The organism is Bacillus sp. FSL K6-3176 (assembly GCF_038003325.1).
GTDB lineage: Bacteria > Bacillota > Bacilli > Bacillales > Bacillaceae > Bacillus > Bacillus altitudinis.
This window is the reverse complement of sequence record NZ_JBBOOX010000001.1, coordinates 3,166,610-3,187,315: the sequence shown is the minus strand read 5'-3', so window position 1 is coordinate 3,187,315 and position 20,706 is coordinate 3,166,610. Positions and strand designations below refer to the sequence as shown.

Below are 20,706 nucleotides of genomic sequence, written 5' to 3'. Positions count from 1 at the left end.
CGAAGTTATGAATGCTGGAAGATATGAAAAGAAGTTTTTAGGTGGGGAAGTAGAGTTGAATGAAAGTTGAAATTTCTTTTTCGTTTATTCATATGACATTTTTTCATGAGTAAAAGATCATTTTCACAGTTTGATCATTGTATCCATAATCGGTTAAAGTAACAAATAATCATAGCTCCCCCGCCCTAAATAGAGCGAAGGGAGTCATTAAGCAGAGTGTTCAGATGAATGAGAAGTGGGTTTCGTTTTTAGACGATGAGAGAGGAGGAAACCAAGAATACCTGCGCCCATTAATACGATAAATAAAGATTGAAAACCACTTAATATACCAATTAAAGTAGATGAAATGATACTTCCGAAATATCGAAAGGTAGAAAAAATCCCAGATGCAGAGCCGGATAAACTCTGATCAACAGATGTTAAAGAAGCCATCTGCATGCTAGTCATGCCAATACCTGATGAGATCCCCCCAGCGACTAATGTGATGATAAGGAGTGGTAAATTTGGGTAGCTGCTTAGTGTGATCAGCATAACACCGGATAAAGTAAGGCATAGAAATGAAAATCGAATCATTTTTTTGGCACCTTTTATTGGATGGAGTTTTGCTCCGAGTAATCCACTAATAGACATACAGAGTGAAAAGATCGAAAGGAAAATCCCGCTTTGTGTATGAGAAAGCGCGAGTTTTTGCTCCATAAACAGCGGCATGATGAGAAGAATCGCGTACATCACAAAATTACTAAGCATGATAGAAATGTTAGCGTTCGTAAAAGTACTGTTTTTAAATAGTGTCAAATCAATGATGGGATTTGTAACTTTCCGTACGTGTTTGAAAAATAAAGGAATGGAAATTACCGCTAGAACGCCATAGATCATGTATTCGTTTAATACTTGGCTTTTAGTAAACAAAATGAGTGTGGCGATCCCGATTGTTAAGTATAACGAACCGATGATATCTACATTGGCTTGTAAACGTGTATGTTTCATCTTCGGAATCATAAAAACGCCTGTCACAAGTGTGAGAATCAAAAATGGTATATTCACTAGGAAAATGGAATGCCAGTCAAAGCTCTGAATGAGAATAGAGCCGATAAAAGGTCCAAGTGCGGCACCAATTCCCGCTCCAAAACCGAAAAAACCCATAGTTTTAGAAAGCTTTTCATGTGATACTGTTGCACGAATTAAAGCAATGCTGTTCGGCGTTAATATAGCTCCGCCTGCCGCTTGAATTGATCGGAAGCTAATAAGAAAAGCAAGATTAGGTGCGAAAGCACATCCAATGGAGCCAATCAAAAAGAGTATCACACCAGCTAAATACATGCTGCGGTGGCCGTATATATCTCCCAGCTTACCCGCAATAGGTTGGGTGACTGCCATGACAATTAGATAAATCGTGACCACCCAAGTAATGTTTGATATGGATTGATCGTAATAAGTTGATATGGATGATAGAGCGACTGCGATCATGGTTGAATTGACTGGAACTAAAATAGCTCCAAGCAGCAAAGAATAAATGATCAAGTTCTCTTTTTTAAGATTCAATGTGTTTACCACCTTTGTAAAAAAGAAGAATTTCACCCAATTAAGTGGGGGAAATTCCTCTCATGAAAATGTGTGTGCATGTCTCAATAAAGTCTTCTTTTTGTGTTAAAACAAGCTGAATGTCTTGCTCTAGCTGTTGAATGAAAAAGCCAAAATACGTACTAATAAATATATCTGCATAGATGTCTTCTTTTCCTTCTAATACACGATGCTGAGCACTCATTTTTTTGAAATAATGAATCAGCATGTCTCTCAATTCTTGAGGATAAATTTTTTCATGGTCTGTTAAATCTTTAAACATAGCGGGTTCTCTCATGCTGATATAGATAAATTCTTTTTTTGAAGTCAAATCTTCAAGGAAATAGCTACCGAGAAATTTTAAATCGGTGTATAAATCGTCTTTAAATTCTGCTTCAAGGGTTTTGGTCGGTGTTGATTTCCTTTTCATAATGGCAGCAATCACGCCGCGTTTGTTTTTAAAGTTACGAAAAATTGTCGCTTCACTTACATTCGCTTTTGTCGCAATTTCTTTTGTCGTTGTTTTTTGATAGCCCTTTTCAGACAATAATTCCATTGTTGCGCGAATGATCCGTTGATTTGTTGATTTTAACAAGCATACTCACCTCAGGTTATGAATGTGTTTGCAACAAAGTAAGTATACCGATAAAATCTGTGACCGCCAATATGATTCAAACAGTGACGACTATGCCCGTGAATGCTGATTTAATAACTGGATACGCCCATTGGCTCCATCTACTGTCACGAGGTCACCGGATTTTAGTTTTTCAGTTGCGATCCGTGTACCTAGGACAGCCGGTATCATATATTCTCTAGCGATAATAGCGGAATGGGACAAAATGCCGCCAGAATCGGTGATGACTGCTTTTGCGTCTCTAAATAAGCTGGTCCATAAAGGTGTCGTTGTTTTACAAACTAAAATGTCATCTTTTTCAAATTGTGAAAATTCATCAGCAGATGTAATGACTCTGACTCTTCCAGAAGTAATGCCGCTAGATGCACCAATTCCATAGATTGCATCGTCTGTGTTGTTTTCATTTTCCCTTAGCGAACCGAGCATTCTTTCTACTTGCTGTAATTCAGCTTCAGAAGGCGTTCCTGTATAAGCTGGTGGTTGGATGGATTCATTTTCCTTCATTTCAATTTTTCTTTGCTGAATGATCGAATCGTATGTGGTCGAAGTTGTGAGCGCATTGAGTACTTCATCATCGTAAAGATACCAAAGGTCTTCTTGATGAGGGATCGCTCCTTTTTGAACAAGAAGTTCACCAATTTTTAAGAGATAGAGTCTCGCTTTTGCATCTAACATGGCATCAATGTAAAAGTGATGATCATCTCGAATATTGGCTGCATGGAGTGCAAAATGATAAAGTTCCTCAAATTTTGTTTTAAACGCTTCATCTGTCACTTGACTGATAAACTGTTCATACGTTTCTTGCCTTTTGATCACGGCTTGTGCAAATTCTTCATCAAAATCAGATTGGTACCGAATGTTGTTTCTAATGATGTCCAAGACAAATTCAGGATTTTCCACCCATGTTTCCTCTGTGAAATCATGGCTTTTAACAGACCGCCAACCATAGACTTGGAGAAAATCTTCTACTTTGGAAATGAAGTTTTTCCCTTTTTCTGTATGATTGAGTGCATATAATAGTTCAGCATTCGCTGAATGATCGGTAAATGCCTGAAGAAGTTCCGAATCTTGAAGGACGTCTTTTGCCAAGTGAGATAGCTTTTGATCTGTTTCAAGAGACTTGTTCATCACACCTATCATCATTTCATGCAACAGGACGACTTGTGTTTGATCGCCAGCATATGAGACAAGCATGTCTTCAATGATTCCTGATAGAATGACTTGAGGTATGACAATGTCAAAATGGTCGTCATACGCTCTTAGATAAATCTCTTTTAATTCTTGAAAGCCATTAATGGCTTCATCAATTGTCAGCGATTGAGTGATTTGCCGATCAAGTTTTTCGTATAATGGGAACAAGTTTTGCTCTAAAATGCGATACATTCTTTCGCTTAAACGAGGAAACAGTTCGAATAGGCTCTCGTCAAAAACTGGTTCGGCTACCACTTCTGCTTCTGGCATAGACGGTGAAGAATACAAATGGCCTCTATAAAGCTTGATATCTTTAATATTAAGGTCTGGTACTTGATACTTCTCTCCGATTTTCTTCATCCCGTTTTTTAAAGCAGGTATGATCAAACTTGAAAAAAGAGGACTTGTGGGTCCAGGCATATGATCGTCCATTGAAATCCAGAAGTCTTGCAGCTCTTCAGGTTTCATTTGAAAGGATGCACCTGAGGAGCCATTTGCTGTATTGGTAAAAGCAGCAGTAATCGGTCTTGCTTGAAGTAAATAAAAAGTACCATTTGACATGCCGAATTCGATATCTACTCCATGTCCATAAAGTTCTTCTACTTGTTTTGTCATTTTCGTGATTTGGATCAATTGATCATCTCGAAGACAAAATTGGCCAGCCATCTCCTCACCTACGGGTTGTTCAATGACGCCCTCTTGACAGGGAACAATTTGCACTTCTTTTGTTCCTAGTGATTTTTCAATAGAGTACGTTTCTTTGTTTACAATAAATGTATCTGGCGTCACAAGACCGGAGACGATGGCTTCTCCTAGTCCATAGCTTGCAGTCATCATGACTTCGTTTGTTTTTCCTGATACAGGATTCTCACTAAAGATGACACCAGAGATGTCAGAATGGATCAATCCTTGTACAACAACAGCCATGAGCGGCATCTCTTCCTCGTTCTCAATCATCTCTTCCTTATATTCTGTGACTCTTGCTGCGAAGTAAGACGACCAACATTCTTTGACGGCTTGCAAGAATTCTTCATTTGTTTTGATATTTAAATAGGTCTCGTATTGACCTGCAAAGGAGGCGCCTTCGAGATCTTCCGCAACAGAAGAGGATCGCACTGCAACGGATGGATATGTTTTCAACAATGATTGAAAGGATGAAAGTAATTCTGTCTCCATTTGTGAAGGAAACGAAGCTTCTGTGATTTTTCGGGCAAGGTTTTGATCAGTTGGATGGAAATTGTGATATGAAAGAAAGCTTGCAAAGCTGTTCGTTTTAATAATAAATCCATCTGGAACTGGCAGTCCGTGATTGTTTAATTTAATTAAATTCACGCCTTTTGCCCCTGCGAGTGATGCGGATTCTTCAGCCGCATGAAATAATACTGAATACATGGGAATGCCCCCTTATCCAAATAGCCAATGGTTTCATTTGTCTCTTTTTGTTTTTTTAAATGATAGTGCGCACTATCATTTTCATCATAGAATTTATTGGATGTAACTGTCAAAGACGTAAAGACCTATCTTTAGAAAGGGGACGTTTTCACTAATTTTCCTCTTCATCTATATCAAAAGTCTTCACCCGAGAAGAAAAAAAGCTGAAATCGAAAACTGTGAATTGTTCATTATGCCAATCTTTACTATAATCAAGGAAGTAGACCATGTAGAGGGAGGGTTTTTGTGATTACAAAAGCCATATTTGCACTTGTTTTTCCTTTCTTGCTCGTTATTTTATTTTCAAAGGTTACTTATAATCATTACGTTGGCATTGCATTAACAGCAGCGCTTTTATTTGCTTCGTATATGAAAGGCTATACAGAAACCTACTTTATCGTAGGATTAGATATTATTTCTTTAGTGGCCGGGGCATTGTTTATGGCCAAGAAAGAAGTCGAAAAAAGAGAGAAGGCTGAAAAACATCATTGATGTGATCCCTCTTGATGAAAAGAAAATGTTTTTGATTACAGGAGCTGTGCTTACGATTTCTAGTGAGTGCAGCTTTCTTTTTTGTGGTTTTTCTGCTGATCGAATATCTCACTCCAAAATGTTCCATACTGAAAGGAAGGTTTCTTTAGAGGGTTATGAGCCACGGCAGAGAGGGTATGGTTGTATTGGAAATAAAAATCAAGTCAGACACGAACTTTAGTTCGTATTTTTGTGTTCTTTTATGATAATATATTCATTAGATAGATTTCGTAACGAAACGGAGGCTTTGATGTGAGTGACCGCTTTGAATTAGTTTCTAACTATCAGCCCCAAGGGGATCAGCCAAAAGCCATTGAAAAGCTTGTGGAGGGCATCCATCAGGGGAAACAGCATCAAACGCTGTTAGGTGCTACAGGTACGGGAAAGACCTTTACTGTATCCAACCTGATCAAAGAAGTGAACAAACCAACCCTTGTCATTGCGCATAACAAGACACTTGCCGGACAATTATACAGCGAGTTTAAGGAATTCTTTCCGAATAATGCTGTCGAATATTTTGTGAGTTATTATGATTATTACCAGCCTGAGGCGTATGTGCCTCAAACTGATACATTTATTGAAAAGGATGCCAGCATTAATGATGAGATCGATAAGCTAAGGCACTCCGCCACATCCTCATTATTTGAGCGGAGAGATGTCATCATCATTGCCAGTGTGTCCTGTATTTATGGCTTAGGTTCTCCTGAAGAATACAGAGAGCTTGTGCTGTCTTTACGAACTGAAATGGAAATTGAACGAAATCAGCTGCTGCGTAAGCTTGTGGATATTCAGTATTCTCGTAATGATATAGATTTTCAGCGCGGAACCTTCAGAGTTCGAGGAGACGTCGTTGAAATTTTTCCTGCTTCACGAGATGAGCATTGTATCAGAGTGGAGTTTTTCGGTGATGAAATTGAACGTATTCGTGAAGTAGATGCTCTCACTGGAGAAATTCTCGGTGATCGTGACCACGTTGCTATTTTCCCAGCATCTCACTTCGTCACAAGAGAAGAAAAGATGGAAAAAGCGATTATTAATATTGAAAAAGAGCTTGAGGAACAGTTGGAAAAGCTTCGTGAAAACGGAAAATTGCTTGAAGCACAGCGTCTTGAGCAGCGGACAAGGTATGACCTAGAGATGATGAGAGAGATGGGCTTTTGTTCAGGGATTGAGAACTACTCAAGACATCTCACCTTACGTCCGCCTGGTTCTACACCTTACACATTGCTTGATTATTTTCCGGATGATTTTATGATTGTTGTCGATGAGTCACACGTGACTATCCCGCAAATTCGCGCCATGTACAATGGGGACCAGGCAAGAAAACAAGTGCTTGTTGATCATGGGTTCCGTCTGCCTTCAGCACTTGATAATAGACCACTCACATTTGATGAGTTTGAAAAGCACATTAACCATATTGTGCATGTATCCGCAACACCTGGCCCATACGAGCTTGAGAAAACGCCAGAGGTTGTGGAACAAATTATTCGTCCAACCGGTTTGCTTGATCCAATCATTGAAGTCCGTCCGATTGAAGGACAAATCGATGACTTAATTGGGGAAATTCATGCAAGGGTTGAGAAAAATGAGCGTGTGCTTGTGACGACTTTAACGAAGAAAATGTCTGAGGATCTGACAGATTATCTGAAAGAAATCGGAATCAAGGTCAATTATCTGCACTCAGAAATTAAGACACTAGAGCGGATTGAGATTATTCGTGATTTACGTCTCGGAAAATATGATGTGCTTGTTGGGATCAACCTTCTTCGAGAAGGTTTGGATATTCCAGAGGTGTCGCTCGTGGCGATTTTAGATGCGGATAAAGAAGGCTTTTTACGTTCAGAAAGATCCCTCATCCAGACGATTGGCCGTGCTGCAAGAAATGCAGAAGGCCGGGTTATTATGTATGCAGACAATATGACGAAATCAATGGACATTGCCATACAAGAAACAAAGCGGAGACGTGAGCAGCAAGAAGCGTATAATGAGAAATTTGGTATCACTCCGCAAACGATCCATAAGAAGATTCGAGATGTGATCAAGGCAACAAAAGTACATGAGGATTCAGAAGAATACGAAACAAAAGCAGCACCCAAGTTGTCAAAAATGAGCAAAAAAGAACGAGAAAAAGTGATCGAAAACGTCGAGATGGAAATGAAAGATGCAGCAAAAGCGCTTGATTTTGAAAAAGCAGCAGAATTAAGAGATCTATTGCTAGAGCTAAAAGCGGAAGGATGAATGCCTGATGGCTATGGAACGAATAGAGGTGAAAGGGGCAAGAGCCCACAACCTTAAAAATATTGATGTCAATATCCCGCGCGATCAGCTAGTGGTCATTACGGGTTTATCTGGTTCGGGAAAATCGTCGCTTGCCTTTGATACCATTTATGCAGAAGGTCAGCGTAGGTATGTTGAGTCACTGTCAGCCTATGCACGTCAATTTCTCGGTCAAATGGACAAACCAGATGTAGATGCGATTGAAGGGCTTTCTCCAGCGATTAGTATTGACCAGAAAACGACAAGCAGGAACCCTCGATCAACCGTTGGGACTGTTACAGAAATTTATGATTACTTGCGTCTATTATATGCTCGAGTCGGAAAACCGATTTGTCCTATTCATGGGATCGAAATTACATCACAGACGATTGAGCAAATGACAGACCGTATTTTAGAGTATCCAGAACGAACGAAACTACAAGTGCTTGCTCCGATCGTATCTGGACGTAAGGGAACACACGTGAAAGTACTTGATCAAATTCGGAAGCAGGGCTACGTTCGAGTCAGAGTTGATGGCGAGATGGAGGACCTGTCAGAAGAGATCGAGCTTGAAAAGAATAAAAAGCATTCCATTGAAGTGGTGATTGATCGAATTGTCGTGAAAGAAGGCGTGGCGGCACGGTTGTCTGATTCTCTTGAAACGGCACTCCGACTTGGTGAAGGTCGTGTGATGATTGATGTGATTGGACAAGAGGAGCTGTTATTTAGTGAGCATCATGCTTGTCCGCACTGCGGATTCTCTATTGGGGAACTTGAGCCAAGAATGTTCTCGTTTAATAGCCCTTTCGGTGCCTGCCCAAGCTGTGATGGGCTTGGTTCTAAACTAGAAGTAGATCCAGAGCTTGTGATTCCGAATAAGGATTTGACTTTACGGCAGCATGCCATTGCCCCATGGGAGCCTCAAAGCTCACAATATTACCCGCAGCTTCTTGAGGCCGTATGTACACACTATGGAATTGACATGGATATTCCAGTAAAAGATATCCCGACGCATTTATTTGATAAAATTTTATATGGCAGCGGCTCTGAGCTGATTTATTTTAAATATGAAAATGATTTTGGCCAGGTCCGTGAAAATGAAATCGAGTTTGAAGGTGTGCTTCGTAACATTGAACGGCGTTACAAGGAAACGAGCTCCGATTATATTCGGGAGCAAATGGAAAAATATATGGCCAATCAGCCATGCCCGACCTGTAAAGGATATCGCCTGAAAAAAGAAACGCTTGCGGTTCTCATCAATGGCAAACATATCGGAGAAATGACCGATTTGTCTGTATCTGATGCCCTTGATTTCTATAAGAAAATTGAGTTGTCTGAGAAAGATTTGCAGATTGCCCAGCTCATTTTACGTGAAATCAAAGAGCGCTTATCCTTCTTAAATAATGTCGGATTAGATTATCTGACATTAAGCCGGTCTGCTGGCACATTATCAGGCGGGGAGGCGCAGCGGATTCGTTTGGCGACACAAATCGGATCAAGACTGACAGGCGTTCTTTATATTTTAGATGAACCATCGATTGGTCTGCATCAACGGGATAATGACCGGTTGATTGGGACATTGAAAAACATGCGTGATATCGGAAACACACTGATTGTCGTAGAACATGATGAAGATACGATGCTTGCCGCTGATTATCTCATTGATATTGGACCAGGAGCAGGGGTTCATGGAGGAGAAGTGATTTCAGCTGGAACGCCAGAAGAAGTCATGAAGGACCCAAAATCGTTGACTGGACAATATTTATCTGGTGAGAAATTCATCCCGCTTCCGATTGAGAGACGAAAGCCTGACGGGCGCTTCATTGAAATTAAAGGGGCAAAAGAAAACAATCTTAAAAACGTGAATGCGAAGTTTCCTTTAGGTGTCTTTACCGCTGTGACGGGTGTATCAGGATCAGGGAAAAGTACACTTGTGAATGAAATTTTATTGAAATCCCTTGCCCAAAAACTGCACAGAGCAAAAGCGAAGCCAGGACAGCACAAAGAAATCAAAGGAATGGATCACTTAGACAAAGTCATTGATATTGATCAATCTCCAATTGGCCGTACACCAAGATCCAATCCTGCTACGTATACAGGTGTATTTGATGACGTGCGGGATGTTTTTGCGCAAACCAATGAAGCGAAGGTACGAGGCTATAAAAAAGGGCGATTCAGCTTTAACGTGAAAGGTGGACGCTGCGAAGCGTGTCGTGGAGATGGCATTATTAAAATTGAAATGCACTTTTTACCTGATGTATATGTGCCTTGTGAAGTGTGTCACGGGAAACGTTATAACCGCGAGACGCTAGAGGTCACGTATAAAGGGAAAAATATTTCCGATGTGCTTGAAATGACGGTAGAGGACGCACTTCAATTTTTCGAGAATATCCCGAAAATTAAGCGGAAGCTGCAAACGATCTTTGATGTTGGATTAGGATACATTACACTTGGGCAGCCTGCCACGACATTGTCTGGTGGAGAGGCGCAGCGTGTGAAATTGGCATCTGAGCTTCATCGCCGTTCAAACGGAAGATCCTTGTATATTTTAGACGAACCGACAACCGGTCTTCATGTGGATGATATTGCTAGGTTGTTAAAAGTGCTCCAACGCTTGGTCGAAAACGGGGATACGGTATTGGTCATTGAGCACAACCTTGATATTATTAAGGCAGCCGATTACCTTGTTGATCTAGGACCAGAAGGCGGTGCTGGTGGAGGAACGATTATTGCTTCAGGAACACCTGAACACATTGCTAAAGAAGAAGCTTCTTACACCGGTCGATACCTAAAACCGATTTTAGAGCGTGACCGTGAGCGAATGAAACAGTTAGTCAAAGAAACAGAAAGTGTGACATCCTCATAAAGAAAAACCCCTCGGAAAAGAGGGGTTTTCCTTTTATTGCACATCTTCCTTTGGCATTAAGTTACTGAGGTGCGTTAAATCCTTTAAAATATGAGTGCTGCTACTATCGAGCAGTACTTTTAAATAACGGATATCACCATACTTCGGATGAGACGGATGAATGGCCTCTAGCTCCTTGATCATATCGCTGTTCATGCTTTTCTGTTTCTGTATAAGGTCTAAAAGCGTTTGTGCCGTGTGGTTAGCATTATGATGATCTGTCAAAATAATTACCCCCTATAATGATAATCACCATCTTTTCAACATATTTTAAAGGGTAATCCATGAAGAATCTACACTTAGGTGCAAAAAGAAATAATTTGTGTCTAAGGTCATATGTAAATCGAATGAGTTTGAAACTTTTTATACGCCATAAACGTATGAGTTAGAAAGGAATTTTCATCATGAAGGAGCGAATATATATGAACAGAGATCAGTCGATCATTGCATCTATTTGTTATTTTAGTGTATTTTTCATGCCGTTTATTGTACCGATCGTGGCATATTTTGTAGTGGATCAAAAGGAAACGAAACGGCATTCGCTGCGTGCATTGTGGTCACATGTTTTGCCAGTCGCAGCGTGTGTGCTGCTGGTTTTTGGAGCTATCCCCTTTTTATTGACGACACAGGCAAGCGACTCACTCGTTCCAGTGTTCACCGTACTTATCTTGTCCTTTTTAGTCGCCATTGGCTTTTTGATCTCTGTCATTTGGAATATCATTCAAGGTATTAAAGTGCTTCAATCCATCAAATCGTAGGAGGGCTTTGTATGAATGAAAAAGAACGCATTTTAAAATTAGTAGAAGACGGGACATTATCTGCAAAAGAAGCAATTACGCTACTTGAAAAATTAGAAGAAAATCAGTCCATTTCACTAGAAAAATCAACGGCTGATCATACCTTTCATGAAGAAAAAGCTGGCACAGAGAATAAAGGAACTGGTACTGAAAACCTCGGTGCAAAGCTGTTTGGATGGTTAGATTCGGCGGTGAAAAAGGTCAAAGATGTAGATCTTGATTTGAACTTTGGACAGTCCGTCGACGTTGAACACATTTTTCAATTCAAAGACGCGGCACTATCTCATTTAGATATTCAATTGGCAAACGGCAGTCTCAATTTGATGCCTTGGGATGATGGGGATGTTCGGGCAGAGTGTCATGCGAAAATTTACCGTGCAGAGGATGGAGAGCAGGCAAGACAGCAATTTCTTCAACATCTGGATTGCGGGCTTGAAGGGGACAAATTTTTTATCCGAACTGAAAAGAAGACCATGAAGGTCAATGTCACCCTGTATGTACCTCGTATCCAATACGATAAGATCAAAGTCAAACTGTTTAATGGACCGATTCGCGGGGAAAAGCTAAAGACAAAAGAACTGGCTGCAAAAACAACAAATGGCGTCGTCTCTTTTGCCTCTTTACAAGCAGAAAAAGTTGGAATTGAAACAGCAAATGGACAAATCAAACTGGCTGATCACGAGTGTGGTATGATTGAAGTAGAAACCATTAATGGGCTCATTGACCTGCGCGGGAAAAGTGAATCAATTGATGCCCAGAGCTTCAATGGGAACATTGCTGTTCAGCTGTCAGATGAGAAATGCCGTTCGATCTATGCAAAAACGACAACAGGCAGTGTAGACGTTCAGATTCCGCGTGCTTGTGCAGTGACTGCGGAGCTGAAAAGCAATCTCGGATCGATCTCTCATGAGCTGCTTGATGCAAATATGATTAAAGAGAAAAATGAAACGCTGCAAAAAGAGAAAATGATCAAAGCCAATCAACAGGCGGAGCACAATATATCCATTTTTGCAGAAACAAAAACAGGCTCAATCCAAGTAAAGCACCAATCAGACAAGGAGTGATTCTACATGAAGAAGCTTTATCGTTCAGCGACAGATAAAAAAATAGCGGGTGTTGTCGGTGGACTTGCTGAATACTTAAGTGTCGATGCATCCCTGCTTCGTATTTTAACGGTGATCATCGGATTTATGACAGCATTTATGCCGATCTTCTTGATCTACTTCATCTGGTATTTTGTTGTTCCGGAAGAAGGCACTAACTAAATGCTTAGATGGATCGTTAGTATTTTCGTCAATGCATTACTTTTAATCGTCATTGCTGGATATTTTGATTCAGGCATTCTGCCAGGCCTTGGTAGTGTGTATATTGAAGGCTTTGGCGCAGCGATTGTAGCAAGTATTATTTTGTCCTTGCTCAATATTTTAGTGAAGCCGTTTTTGATCATTTTAACGCTGCCAGTGACAGTACTTTCACTAGGATTGTTCCTCTTTGTCATTAATGCCATCACACTGATGATGACCTCAAGCTTTATGGGAGATAGTTTTAACATTGATGGGTTTGGAACGGCCATTTGGATGGCTGTCATTTTATCCATTTTCCATCTGCTCATACAGAAAGGAATCATGGAACCGTTAGCGAAAAAAAGCTAACGGTTTTTTTGTGTGAATTTATATCGTTTCCCCGTTCCATCTGTCATAAAAACCGTCTTCAGGAGACACAATATCCGAAGGGAGGCGGTGCACGATGGTGAATGTGAGCAGACAAATCATTCTTTTGCTTTTTTTGAGCATTCTTTTTTGTTTCAGTCAGCCTGCTTCAGCAGGATCTTTGACACAAACACAAGTGAACATACGAAATAAGCCCTTTTCACCTTTTATCTTTGATCAATTTCAAGTAGATGTCCGTCCGGTTCAAGGAAAAAAACGTGATCTTCAATTTCGGGCATCTATTAGTCAGTCAGAGCAAATTTTGTCTGCAAACTTGTACTATAAACAGAGTGATGAACTAGGATATCGATTGATCCCAATGGAACGATTGCCGGGGATGAAACCAGAATTCACAGCGAAAATCCCGACAGATCAATTGTGGAATCCAACAGTTCATTACTATACAGAATTCTTGACGCAGAAGTCTGTCATCAAAACAACCGAACAAGCAGTTCACTTAAATGGATTTGAAGAGGATCTCTCACAGATTCCTGAGCTATTGATGACAGAAATCGTCGTGAATTCAAAAAACCGCAAAGGCAAGGATGCTTTTGAATTCATCGAGGTGTATAACACAACAGATGCACCCATTTCACTTCGACATTACCAGCTTCGCTATCGCAATCCAGCGCAAGGCGTGGAGATGGATGATATATATTCATTCCACACAAGTCCTATCACCATTTCTCCTGGAAAACCGTATGTATTTTGGCTTAGAAAAAAAGGGCAGGAGCATTTAACGGTAGCGGACTTTAATGCGATGTACAAAAGTCATTTAAAAGAGGGCGAGCATCTATCTGTAATCGAGAGCAAAGGATTGTCCAATTCTAAATCCCGCCTTGTTTCTATCACAACAAATATAGGAGAAGAGGTATCGTCGGCATCCTATCGTTTAAAGCCTTCATTGTTTAGCGAGCACAGATCGTTACTGTTCAAGTATCCAATGGATGGTACGACACAAATGAAGCTGATCTCGAAAGTGGAGGAAGAGCCGACACCCGGAAAAGTATTAAAAGCACAAATTCCAACTGAAAAAAAAGAAATATCACAAGATGTTCATAAACCTGTGATTGAAGATATGACAGACAATCAACCGATAAAACCAACTGAAGGCATTGAACTGAAGGCAGATGTGCAGGATGATCAGTCCGTCAAAACGGTCAAATTGCGATATCGAACCAATCGTCATGAAGATTTTAAAGAGGTGCTGCTTCAAAAGGATCATAATGATCGGCTGTTTCACCATATTATTTATTCACCTGAGCTCATCGGTAAAGAACGATTGGAATATCAGATTGAAGCGTCAGACGGCGAAAATCAAGCAATGACAATGAAAAAAACAATTGATGTGGAACAAGTAAGCAAAGCTCACGGCCTTCGATTGAATGTAGAAGAAGGAGATACGGTTTCTGGCGTATTTCACTTAAAAGCGACAGCAGATCAGAAAAAAAGCATAAAATTAATGATAGATGGAAAACCGATTCGACAAGTATTCCCTGCACTTGAAGCAGATCCATATCTTGCATTTGATGTCAAAGGGACAAATTTATATTTTAAGAATGGTGTGTCTATAGGTAAGCACTTACTTTCCATTTTTGATGATTCGACAAAAGTGTATCGCACCTATACGATACCAATACCAGAAAAACACTTAGAAAAGGCAGGTCCACAAACAATATCATTCCATGCTGGGACGAAGTCATCGCCGTTTGACCGATTTCCTGGAGAAAATCACGATGATTTTGAATTGAAAAATGTCCAGATGATTTTATCGAATGGAACTCAAATTCTGCCTCTAAATGCGAGCCAGCATGAGGAATGGAAAATGGGCGACGGTGGCAGCGCTAAGAAGGTAAGAGCATTTCAGTTTCAAATCCCGAAGCAAGCATATGCTTCAAGCTATATTCAGTGGGATACAAGAAGGCTGAAAGAAGGAGTACATGTTGTTCAGGCTAAAACCGCAGACGAATCTCAATCTGTACGTGTGAAAGTCGATAACACGGGTCCGAAAATCAAGAGTAATATACAGGAAAATGACCAATATAAAGGCGTCTTTACGTTAAAGGCAAAGGTGACGGATCGTTGGAGTGATATAGCGGAGATGAAGGCATATTTAGATGGAAAACCGATCTCTTTGCCTTATCAAACGTCCTCTAGCGAATTAAACCCTGGGGAGCACACATTGAAGATAAAAGCAAAAGATGCCGCTGGAAACAAATCAACTTTGAAAAAGGTTTTTAAGACGGTACATGAACACCCTGAGACGCCAGAGAGAGTGTCAGATAGGACAAAAAAGGAATCATCTAAGCAAACAGTGCTAACCAATGATCCTACTAATGATCAGTTAGATTACTCCTTTTACCGTGCCTATCAATATACATCGCTGCATCCGTCCATGAAGATTTTCAAATTTGCAGCGGAAACAGAGCCGCCAAAACATTTAAATGAAACAGGGGAAATGATTTTTTCTGATCGAGAAAGAAATCGCATTGCATTTGCTGATGGTAAATCAGTGGAAACGAAAGATCTACAGCATTTTCCTTATCATCGCTTTCAAATCAAGGTTCATCACGATGTACGTGAAAAGGATGTTGTCGAGGCTGTATGGAAAGGAAGCTCATTATCAGGGAGAAAGGTAACGATGTATGCTTGGAATCATCAGCAAGAAAAGTGGGATAAAATCACTCATCACTTTGCCAAGGATGAAAAGGAATTTTACTTGAAAGGGCTGCTGTCAGTCAGACAGTATATGAAAAATCAAACGTTTGATTTGCTTGTACAAGATGAAATCAGTAAGGCGTTAAAGCCTTATAAGATGGTGTGGATGTCTGATACTCAATATTATGCCAGAAGTTATCCTCATATCTTTAAAAAAATGGTCGAGTGGATCAGAGATCAAAGGGACCCATTAAATATTCAATATGTGTTCCATACAGGTGATATTGTGGATGATTCAAAGGATAAGCAATGGAATCGTGCCGATACGTTTATGCGTGTGTTAGATCAGCATCAGATTCCTTACGGTGTATTAGCTGGTAATCATGATGTCAGACACAAAGACGGCCATTATAGGGAATATGGGAGATACTTTGGAGCGAAACGCTTTGAAGACAAGCCATATTACGGTGAATCCTATCAAAATAATCGAGGTCATTATGATCTTATCTCTGCTGGTGGCAATGATTATATGATGGTGTATATGGGCTGGGGGATTAAGCAAAATGAGATTGACTGGTTAAATCGAGTCATTTCTGAACATCCAGATCGCATTGTCATTTTAAATTTCCATGAGTATTTGTTAGTGAGCGGCAATCGAAGCCCAATTGGAGATTTGATCTTCCATCAAGTGGTAAAACGTCACCCGAATATTGTCGCAGTATTTAGTGGTCACTACCACGGAGCCAGCCGAAAAGTAGATGAGATTGACGATGATCATGATGGAAAAGTGGACAGAAAAGTATATCAAATCCTTGCAGATTACCAGTCAGGTCCTGAAGGCGGTCAAGGTTTTATGCGGCTGATCACTGCGGATCAAGAAAAAAATCAGCTTCATTTCACCACATACTCACCCTACTTGAATCAAGAACATTTCTATGATCCAAAAACGTATGGAGATCAAGATGAATTTTCAATTGATGTCGATTTAACACCAAAAATGAAATCCGTTAAAACCAATTATTTTGAATTGAATGTCTACACAAACGTTCTTCTTGGAGAGGTCAAAGGTGTGAAAAGTGGTAAAAAAGCAAGCTTTGAATGGAAAGGGTTAAAGCCAAATCAAGAATATTATTGGTACACTGTCGCAAAAGACCGTTTCGAAGGGAAAGCGATTTCTCCTATATGGAAAATTCATACAAAAAATGATGATCAATCAACATTTCTTAGGAAATAAAAAACTGTGCTTTCAGGAGCACAGTTTTATCTTTCCATTGTGTGAGTGAGCTTGTATCGATCCCCTCTATAAACGGACATGACATACTCGAATGGAAGGTCATTTTGAAAATAAGTTGTTCTTGCAATGGAGAGAACAGGGTCCCCTAATGAAATAGACAGCACGTTAGCCTCTTCCTTTGAAGCAACATTGGCTTCAAGCTCCTGCTTGGCATGAGCGATGGTTAGACCTGTGTTCGCTTCTATATATTCATATAAAGATCCAGTTAAATGTTCCTTTGTGAGCTCGCCAGCAAATTTTTCAGGTATATAACTCGTTTCAATAGCCATTGGTTCATCGTTTGCAAGGCGGATTCGTTTTAATTCATAGACATCTTCACTGTTCGACAGCTGTAATGATTGCAGCAAGTGCTCTGGACATGTGACTTTTTTGAAATCAATCAACTGACTTGAAGGTTTGAGCCCACGTTGACGCATATCTTCTGTAAAGCTTGTTAAGCCCTGAAGCGGTTGTTCAAATTTCTTTCGGCTAACAAATGTTCCTTTTCCTTTTTGCCGGTATAAATATCCTTCGTTCACAAGGTTCGATAAGGCTTGTCTGACAGTCATTCGGCTAATACCAAAGCGTTCGGCATATTCTCTTTCAGAAGGAATGAGTGTATCAGGTGCTAACGTTCCATCCTCAATCTGCTTTTTCAAGTTCTCCATAATCTGATGGTACATGGGGATAGGTGACTGCTTATCAATAAACATGTGAAAATCCTCTCGTGTTTAGCGTAGTGAACCAGCTTCTCGATCAATAAAAATCGTCACATCTTCATGAAGTTTCAGAGCAGATGCAGGGAAGTCTGGGTGAATCTCAGTTCGTTCTAAATATTGTATCACGTCCGCTTTTGATTTTCCTAATGCGAGAAGGAGAATTTTTTTACTTGAAAGAATGCTTGCAATTCCCATTGTAATGGCATGTGTAGGCACCTCATCAATAGAAGAAAAGTACCTTGCATTGGCTTGGCGAGTGTGTTCATCTAATTGGACGACATGCGTCTTTGAGTCAAAAGGAGTACCAGGTTCATTAAACCCGATATGTCCATTTTGTCCGATACCAAGTAGCTGAAGATCAATGCCCCCTAAATCTTCAATGAGCTGATCATACCTTAAGCACTCTTCTTCCAAGTGAGCAGCAGCACCATTGGGGAGGAAATATTGATCTGATGGGAGATCAATATGGTCGAATAAATGACGCTTCATGTAAGTCATATAACTATTTTCATGATTTGGATCAATTCCCACGTACTCATCCAGATTCACTGTTCTTGCTTGTTTGAAAGACAATTGTTCTGTTTGATGCAACTGAATTAACTCTTTATAAGTATCAATTGGTGTACCGCCAGTTGCCAGACCGAGAACCGCATCTGTTTTTGATTCAATGGTACGTGCAATGAAAGCAGCTGCTGCTTTTCCTAATTGATCTTTATCTGCAAATTCGATGATGTTCATCAGTGTGTGGCCTCCTTTTTTTCATAAACGATTTGTCCATGGCAGATCGTCATCATGAGTTCGCCAGATTCATCCCAAATGACCAAGTCTGCCAGTTTTCCAACTTCGATCGAACCGAGCTGATGATCGATCCCGAGCTGAGTGGCTGCATTTGTTGAGGTCATTTGAGCAATTTCTGTCCATCCACATTGTGTGATCTGTCTCATACGTTTGACCCCATCTTTCATTTGTAAAATCGATCCTGCAAGTGTTCCATCTGCTAGCAATGCTTTTTCACCGCTGACTGTCACAGTCTGTCCGCCAAATTCGTAGGTTCCCTCTCCAAGTCCTTTTGCACGCATTGAGTCTGTAATCATGATCAAACGTTCACTTCCCTTAGCCAAATACGCAAGCTTTACGGAAAGAGGATGTGAATGAATGCCATCTGTAATCAGCTCAGTCAAAAGCTTTTCGTTTGTAAGCGCAGCCCCTGCAACATTTGGCTCACGATGCTGAAATGAACTCATCGCATTATAAAGATGCGTGACATGACGCGCACCGTGCTTTGCTGCTAGTTCAATCATGTCATGAGGAGCATTTGTATGTCCAATAGAAGGAATGATATTTTTTTCTTTTAGCAGGGAAAGAAATGCAAAATCAGTATCTTCCTCAGGTGCAAAAGTGACAATTCGAATCAGCTGATCAGATGCACTCAGCCATTTCTCAAAAAGAGGAAGGTTAGCCTGTGTAATCCATTGGGCAGGCTGCGCTCCAGCTTTATCTTTAGAAATAAAAGGACCTTCTAGATGAATGCCTAAACATTGTGCCTGCCTTCCAGCTTGCTTTTCATTATAGGGTCTCCACTGTGCGACATTTTTAAGTGCTTGCTCAATCTCTTGATGATTTTGTGTAATGGTTGTTGCTAAAAAGCTTGTCGTTCCTTCTGCGGGTAAGTGATCAGCAAGCGTATTCATGGCTTCTGGTGTCGCATCCATCATATCTGCACCATATCCCCCATGGATGTGAATATCAATCATTCCGGGGAGTAAATAAAAGTTTTCCCGGGAAATATATACTTTTTCATAATTTCCTGTCGGCGGTGATGTTGAAATATAGTCGATCTTGCCATCGCGTAAACCGACAAAACCGTTTTTAATGATTTCTGTCTTTGTCACAATATGAATATTGGAGAGCAATAAAGAACTGCTCATGATTGTGCCCCCTTATTCTCGTCGTTAGATTCAGTTTACCTTTTTTAAGTATAGTTGTCTATACCAGTAAATGTGTTGAAACAGGATCAGGATAAAATACTGTTTTGGGTTCATCATTGAAAGTGATAAAATAGAGCTGTATTTCTGAAACGCCTGTGATAAAAGGAGGAAGAAGCGTGCCGAAAGTTCGTACGAAGGACATAATGGAACAATTTCATCTTGAACTGGTAAGTGGGGAAGAAGGGATTAATCGTCCCATTACAATCAGTGACCTTTCCAGACCAGGTATTGAAATGGCTGGATATTTTACATATTACCCAAAAGAAAGAGTTCAACTTTTAGGGAAGACAGAGCTTTCTTTTTTTGAACAGCTCCCAGAACGCGAACGAAAGCAGAGAATGATGTCTCTTTGTACAGATATTACCCCTGCCATCATTTTGTCACGAGATCGTGAAGTACCAAAGGAATTGATCGAAGCTTCAAATGAAAATGGAGTGCCGGTTTTACGCTCAAGCTTAAAAACGACAAGACTTTCGAGTCGATTAACGAACTTCTTAGAAAGCAAGCTTGCACCAACGACTGCGATTCATGGCGTACTCGTAGATGTATATGGTGTAGGTGTACTGTTAATTGGAAAAAGTGGCGTAGGAAAAAGTGAAACGGCTTTAGAATTGGTGAAGAGAGGACACAGGCTGGTTGCAGACGATTGCGTGGAAATCAGGCAAGAGGATCAGGATACGTTAGTTGGAAGCGCACCAGAGCTGATTGAGCACCTTCTAGAAATCCGTGGATTAGGCATTATTAATGTGATGACCTTATTTGGAGCGGGCGCTGTCAGAAGCTATAAGAGAATTACGATTGTTATGAACCTTGAGCTTTGGGAACAAGGCAAACAGTATGACCGTTTAGGACTTGAGGAAGAAAAAATGCGGATCATCGATACAGATGTACCAAAGCTGACCATCCCTGTACGTCCGGGACGAAATTTAGCGGTCATCATCGAGGTAGCTGCTATGAACTTCAGATTGAAACGAATGGGACATAATGCAGCGGAACAATTTACAAGTAAACTTGCCGATGTCATTGAAGACAATGGCCAGGATGAATAGGAGCT

At 40.4% G+C, this 20,706-nt stretch carries 16 protein-coding genes; 9 read left to right on the top strand and 7 right to left on the bottom strand.

The window, feature by feature from the left end; all coding sequences use genetic code 11:
- Positions 1–207: 207 nt before the first annotated feature.
- The 3 genes from MHB38_RS16645 to MHB38_RS16635 all read right to left on the bottom strand — a co-directional run bounded on the left by MHB38_RS16645 (position 208) and on the right by MHB38_RS16635 (position 4,777).
- Positions 208–1,542 (bottom strand): MFS transporter, encoded by a 1,335-nt coding sequence (locus MHB38_RS16645; protein ID WP_048001941.1) that lies wholly within the window; start codon positions 1,540–1,542, stop codon positions 208–210.
- Between the two features lie 40 nt (positions 1,543–1,582).
- Positions 1,583–2,155, bottom strand: a complete 573-nt coding sequence (locus MHB38_RS16640; RefSeq protein ID WP_202734194.1) for a TetR/AcrR family transcriptional regulator — start codon at positions 2,153–2,155, stop codon at positions 1,583–1,585.
- 90 nt (positions 2,156–2,245) lie between these two features.
- Complete coding sequence (locus tag MHB38_RS16635) at positions 2,246–4,777, bottom strand: PEP/pyruvate-binding domain-containing protein (RefSeq protein ID WP_341004017.1); 2,532 nt, start codon at positions 4,775–4,777, stop codon at positions 2,246–2,248.
- Between the two features lie 285 nt (positions 4,778–5,062).
- Between MHB38_RS16635 and MHB38_RS16630 the strand changes: the two genes are divergently transcribed.
- From MHB38_RS16630 to uvrA, 3 genes are all read left to right on the top strand, one after another.
- Positions 5,063–5,308 carry a CsbA family protein gene (locus MHB38_RS16630; RefSeq protein ID WP_008348197.1) on the top strand — a complete coding sequence of 82 codons (246 nt, stop codon included), beginning with the start codon at positions 5,063–5,065 and terminating at the stop codon, positions 5,306–5,308.
- A gap of 291 nt (positions 5,309–5,599) precedes the next feature.
- Complete coding sequence (uvrB, locus tag MHB38_RS16625; RefSeq protein ID WP_035389639.1) at positions 5,600–7,585, top strand: excinuclease ABC subunit UvrB; 1,986 nt, start codon at positions 5,600–5,602, stop codon at positions 7,583–7,585.
- A 7-nt stretch (positions 7,586–7,592) separates the two neighbouring features.
- Positions 7,593–10,469, top strand: coding sequence for an excinuclease ABC subunit UvrA (uvrA, locus tag MHB38_RS16620; RefSeq protein WP_099496862.1), 2,877 nt, complete (start codon positions 7,593–7,595; stop codon positions 10,467–10,469).
- Positions 10,470–10,502: 33 nt separating this feature from the next.
- Here uvrA and MHB38_RS16615 read toward each other — a convergent pair whose 3' ends face one another.
- The gene (locus MHB38_RS16615) at positions 10,503–10,733 is read right to left on the bottom strand and encodes a hypothetical protein (RefSeq protein ID WP_008348188.1); all 231 of its coding nucleotides are present in this window, start codon (positions 10,731–10,733) and stop codon (positions 10,503–10,505) included.
- A 197-nt stretch (positions 10,734–10,930) separates the two neighbouring features.
- Here MHB38_RS16615 and MHB38_RS16610 point away from each other — a divergent pair, with 197 nt between their 5' ends.
- The 5 genes from MHB38_RS16610 to MHB38_RS16590 all read left to right on the top strand — a co-directional run bounded on the left by MHB38_RS16610 (position 10,931) and on the right by MHB38_RS16590 (position 16,906).
- A complete protein-coding gene (locus MHB38_RS16610; protein WP_008348186.1) occupies positions 10,931–11,266 on the top strand; it encodes a hypothetical protein in 336 nt (111 codons plus the stop codon).
- An 11-nt stretch (positions 11,267–11,277) separates the two neighbouring features.
- Positions 11,278–12,369: a DUF4097 family beta strand repeat-containing protein gene (locus MHB38_RS16605; RefSeq protein ID WP_007500040.1), complete on the top strand. Its 1,092-nt coding sequence runs from the start codon at positions 11,278–11,280 to the stop codon at positions 12,367–12,369.
- A gap of 6 nt (positions 12,370–12,375) precedes the next feature.
- Positions 12,376–12,570 carry a PspC domain-containing protein gene (locus MHB38_RS16600; protein ID WP_008348183.1) on the top strand — a complete coding sequence of 65 codons (195 nt, stop codon included), beginning with the start codon at positions 12,376–12,378 and terminating at the stop codon, positions 12,568–12,570.
- Positions 12,571–12,957 (top strand): phage holin family protein, encoded by a 387-nt coding sequence (locus MHB38_RS16595; RefSeq protein WP_008348181.1) that lies wholly within the window; start codon positions 12,571–12,573, stop codon positions 12,955–12,957.
- A 94-nt stretch (positions 12,958–13,051) separates the two neighbouring features.
- Positions 13,052–16,906, top strand: coding sequence for a metallophosphoesterase (locus MHB38_RS16590; protein ID WP_341004013.1), 3,855 nt, complete (start codon positions 13,052–13,054; stop codon positions 16,904–16,906).
- A gap of 26 nt (positions 16,907–16,932) precedes the next feature.
- On the opposite strand, the gene MHB38_RS16585 is transcribed toward MHB38_RS16590, so the two are convergent.
- The 3 genes from MHB38_RS16585 to nagA are packed head-to-tail and all read right to left on the bottom strand — an operon-like array spanning position 16,933 to position 19,592.
- Positions 16,933–17,658: a GntR family transcriptional regulator gene (locus MHB38_RS16585; RefSeq protein ID WP_008348177.1), complete on the bottom strand. Its 726-nt coding sequence runs from the start codon at positions 17,656–17,658 to the stop codon at positions 16,933–16,935.
- A gap of 18 nt (positions 17,659–17,676) precedes the next feature.
- On the bottom strand, positions 17,677–18,402 hold the full coding sequence (gene nagB / locus MHB38_RS16580) for a glucosamine-6-phosphate deaminase (protein ID WP_283931127.1): 726 nt from the start codon (positions 18,400–18,402) through the stop codon (positions 17,677–17,679).
- Positions 18,402–19,592 (bottom strand): N-acetylglucosamine-6-phosphate deacetylase, encoded by a 1,191-nt coding sequence (nagA, locus tag MHB38_RS16575; RefSeq protein ID WP_035701539.1) that lies wholly within the window; start codon positions 19,590–19,592, stop codon positions 18,402–18,404. The genes nagB and nagA overlap by 1 nt, the downstream gene beginning before the upstream one ends.
- A 176-nt stretch (positions 19,593–19,768) precedes the next feature.
- On the opposite strand from nagA, the gene hprK reads away from it, so the two are divergent.
- Positions 19,769–20,701, top strand: a complete 933-nt coding sequence (hprK, locus tag MHB38_RS16570; protein ID WP_003212943.1) for an HPr(Ser) kinase/phosphatase — start codon at positions 19,769–19,771, stop codon at positions 20,699–20,701.
- The last annotated feature ends 5 nt before the right edge of the window (positions 20,702–20,706 follow it).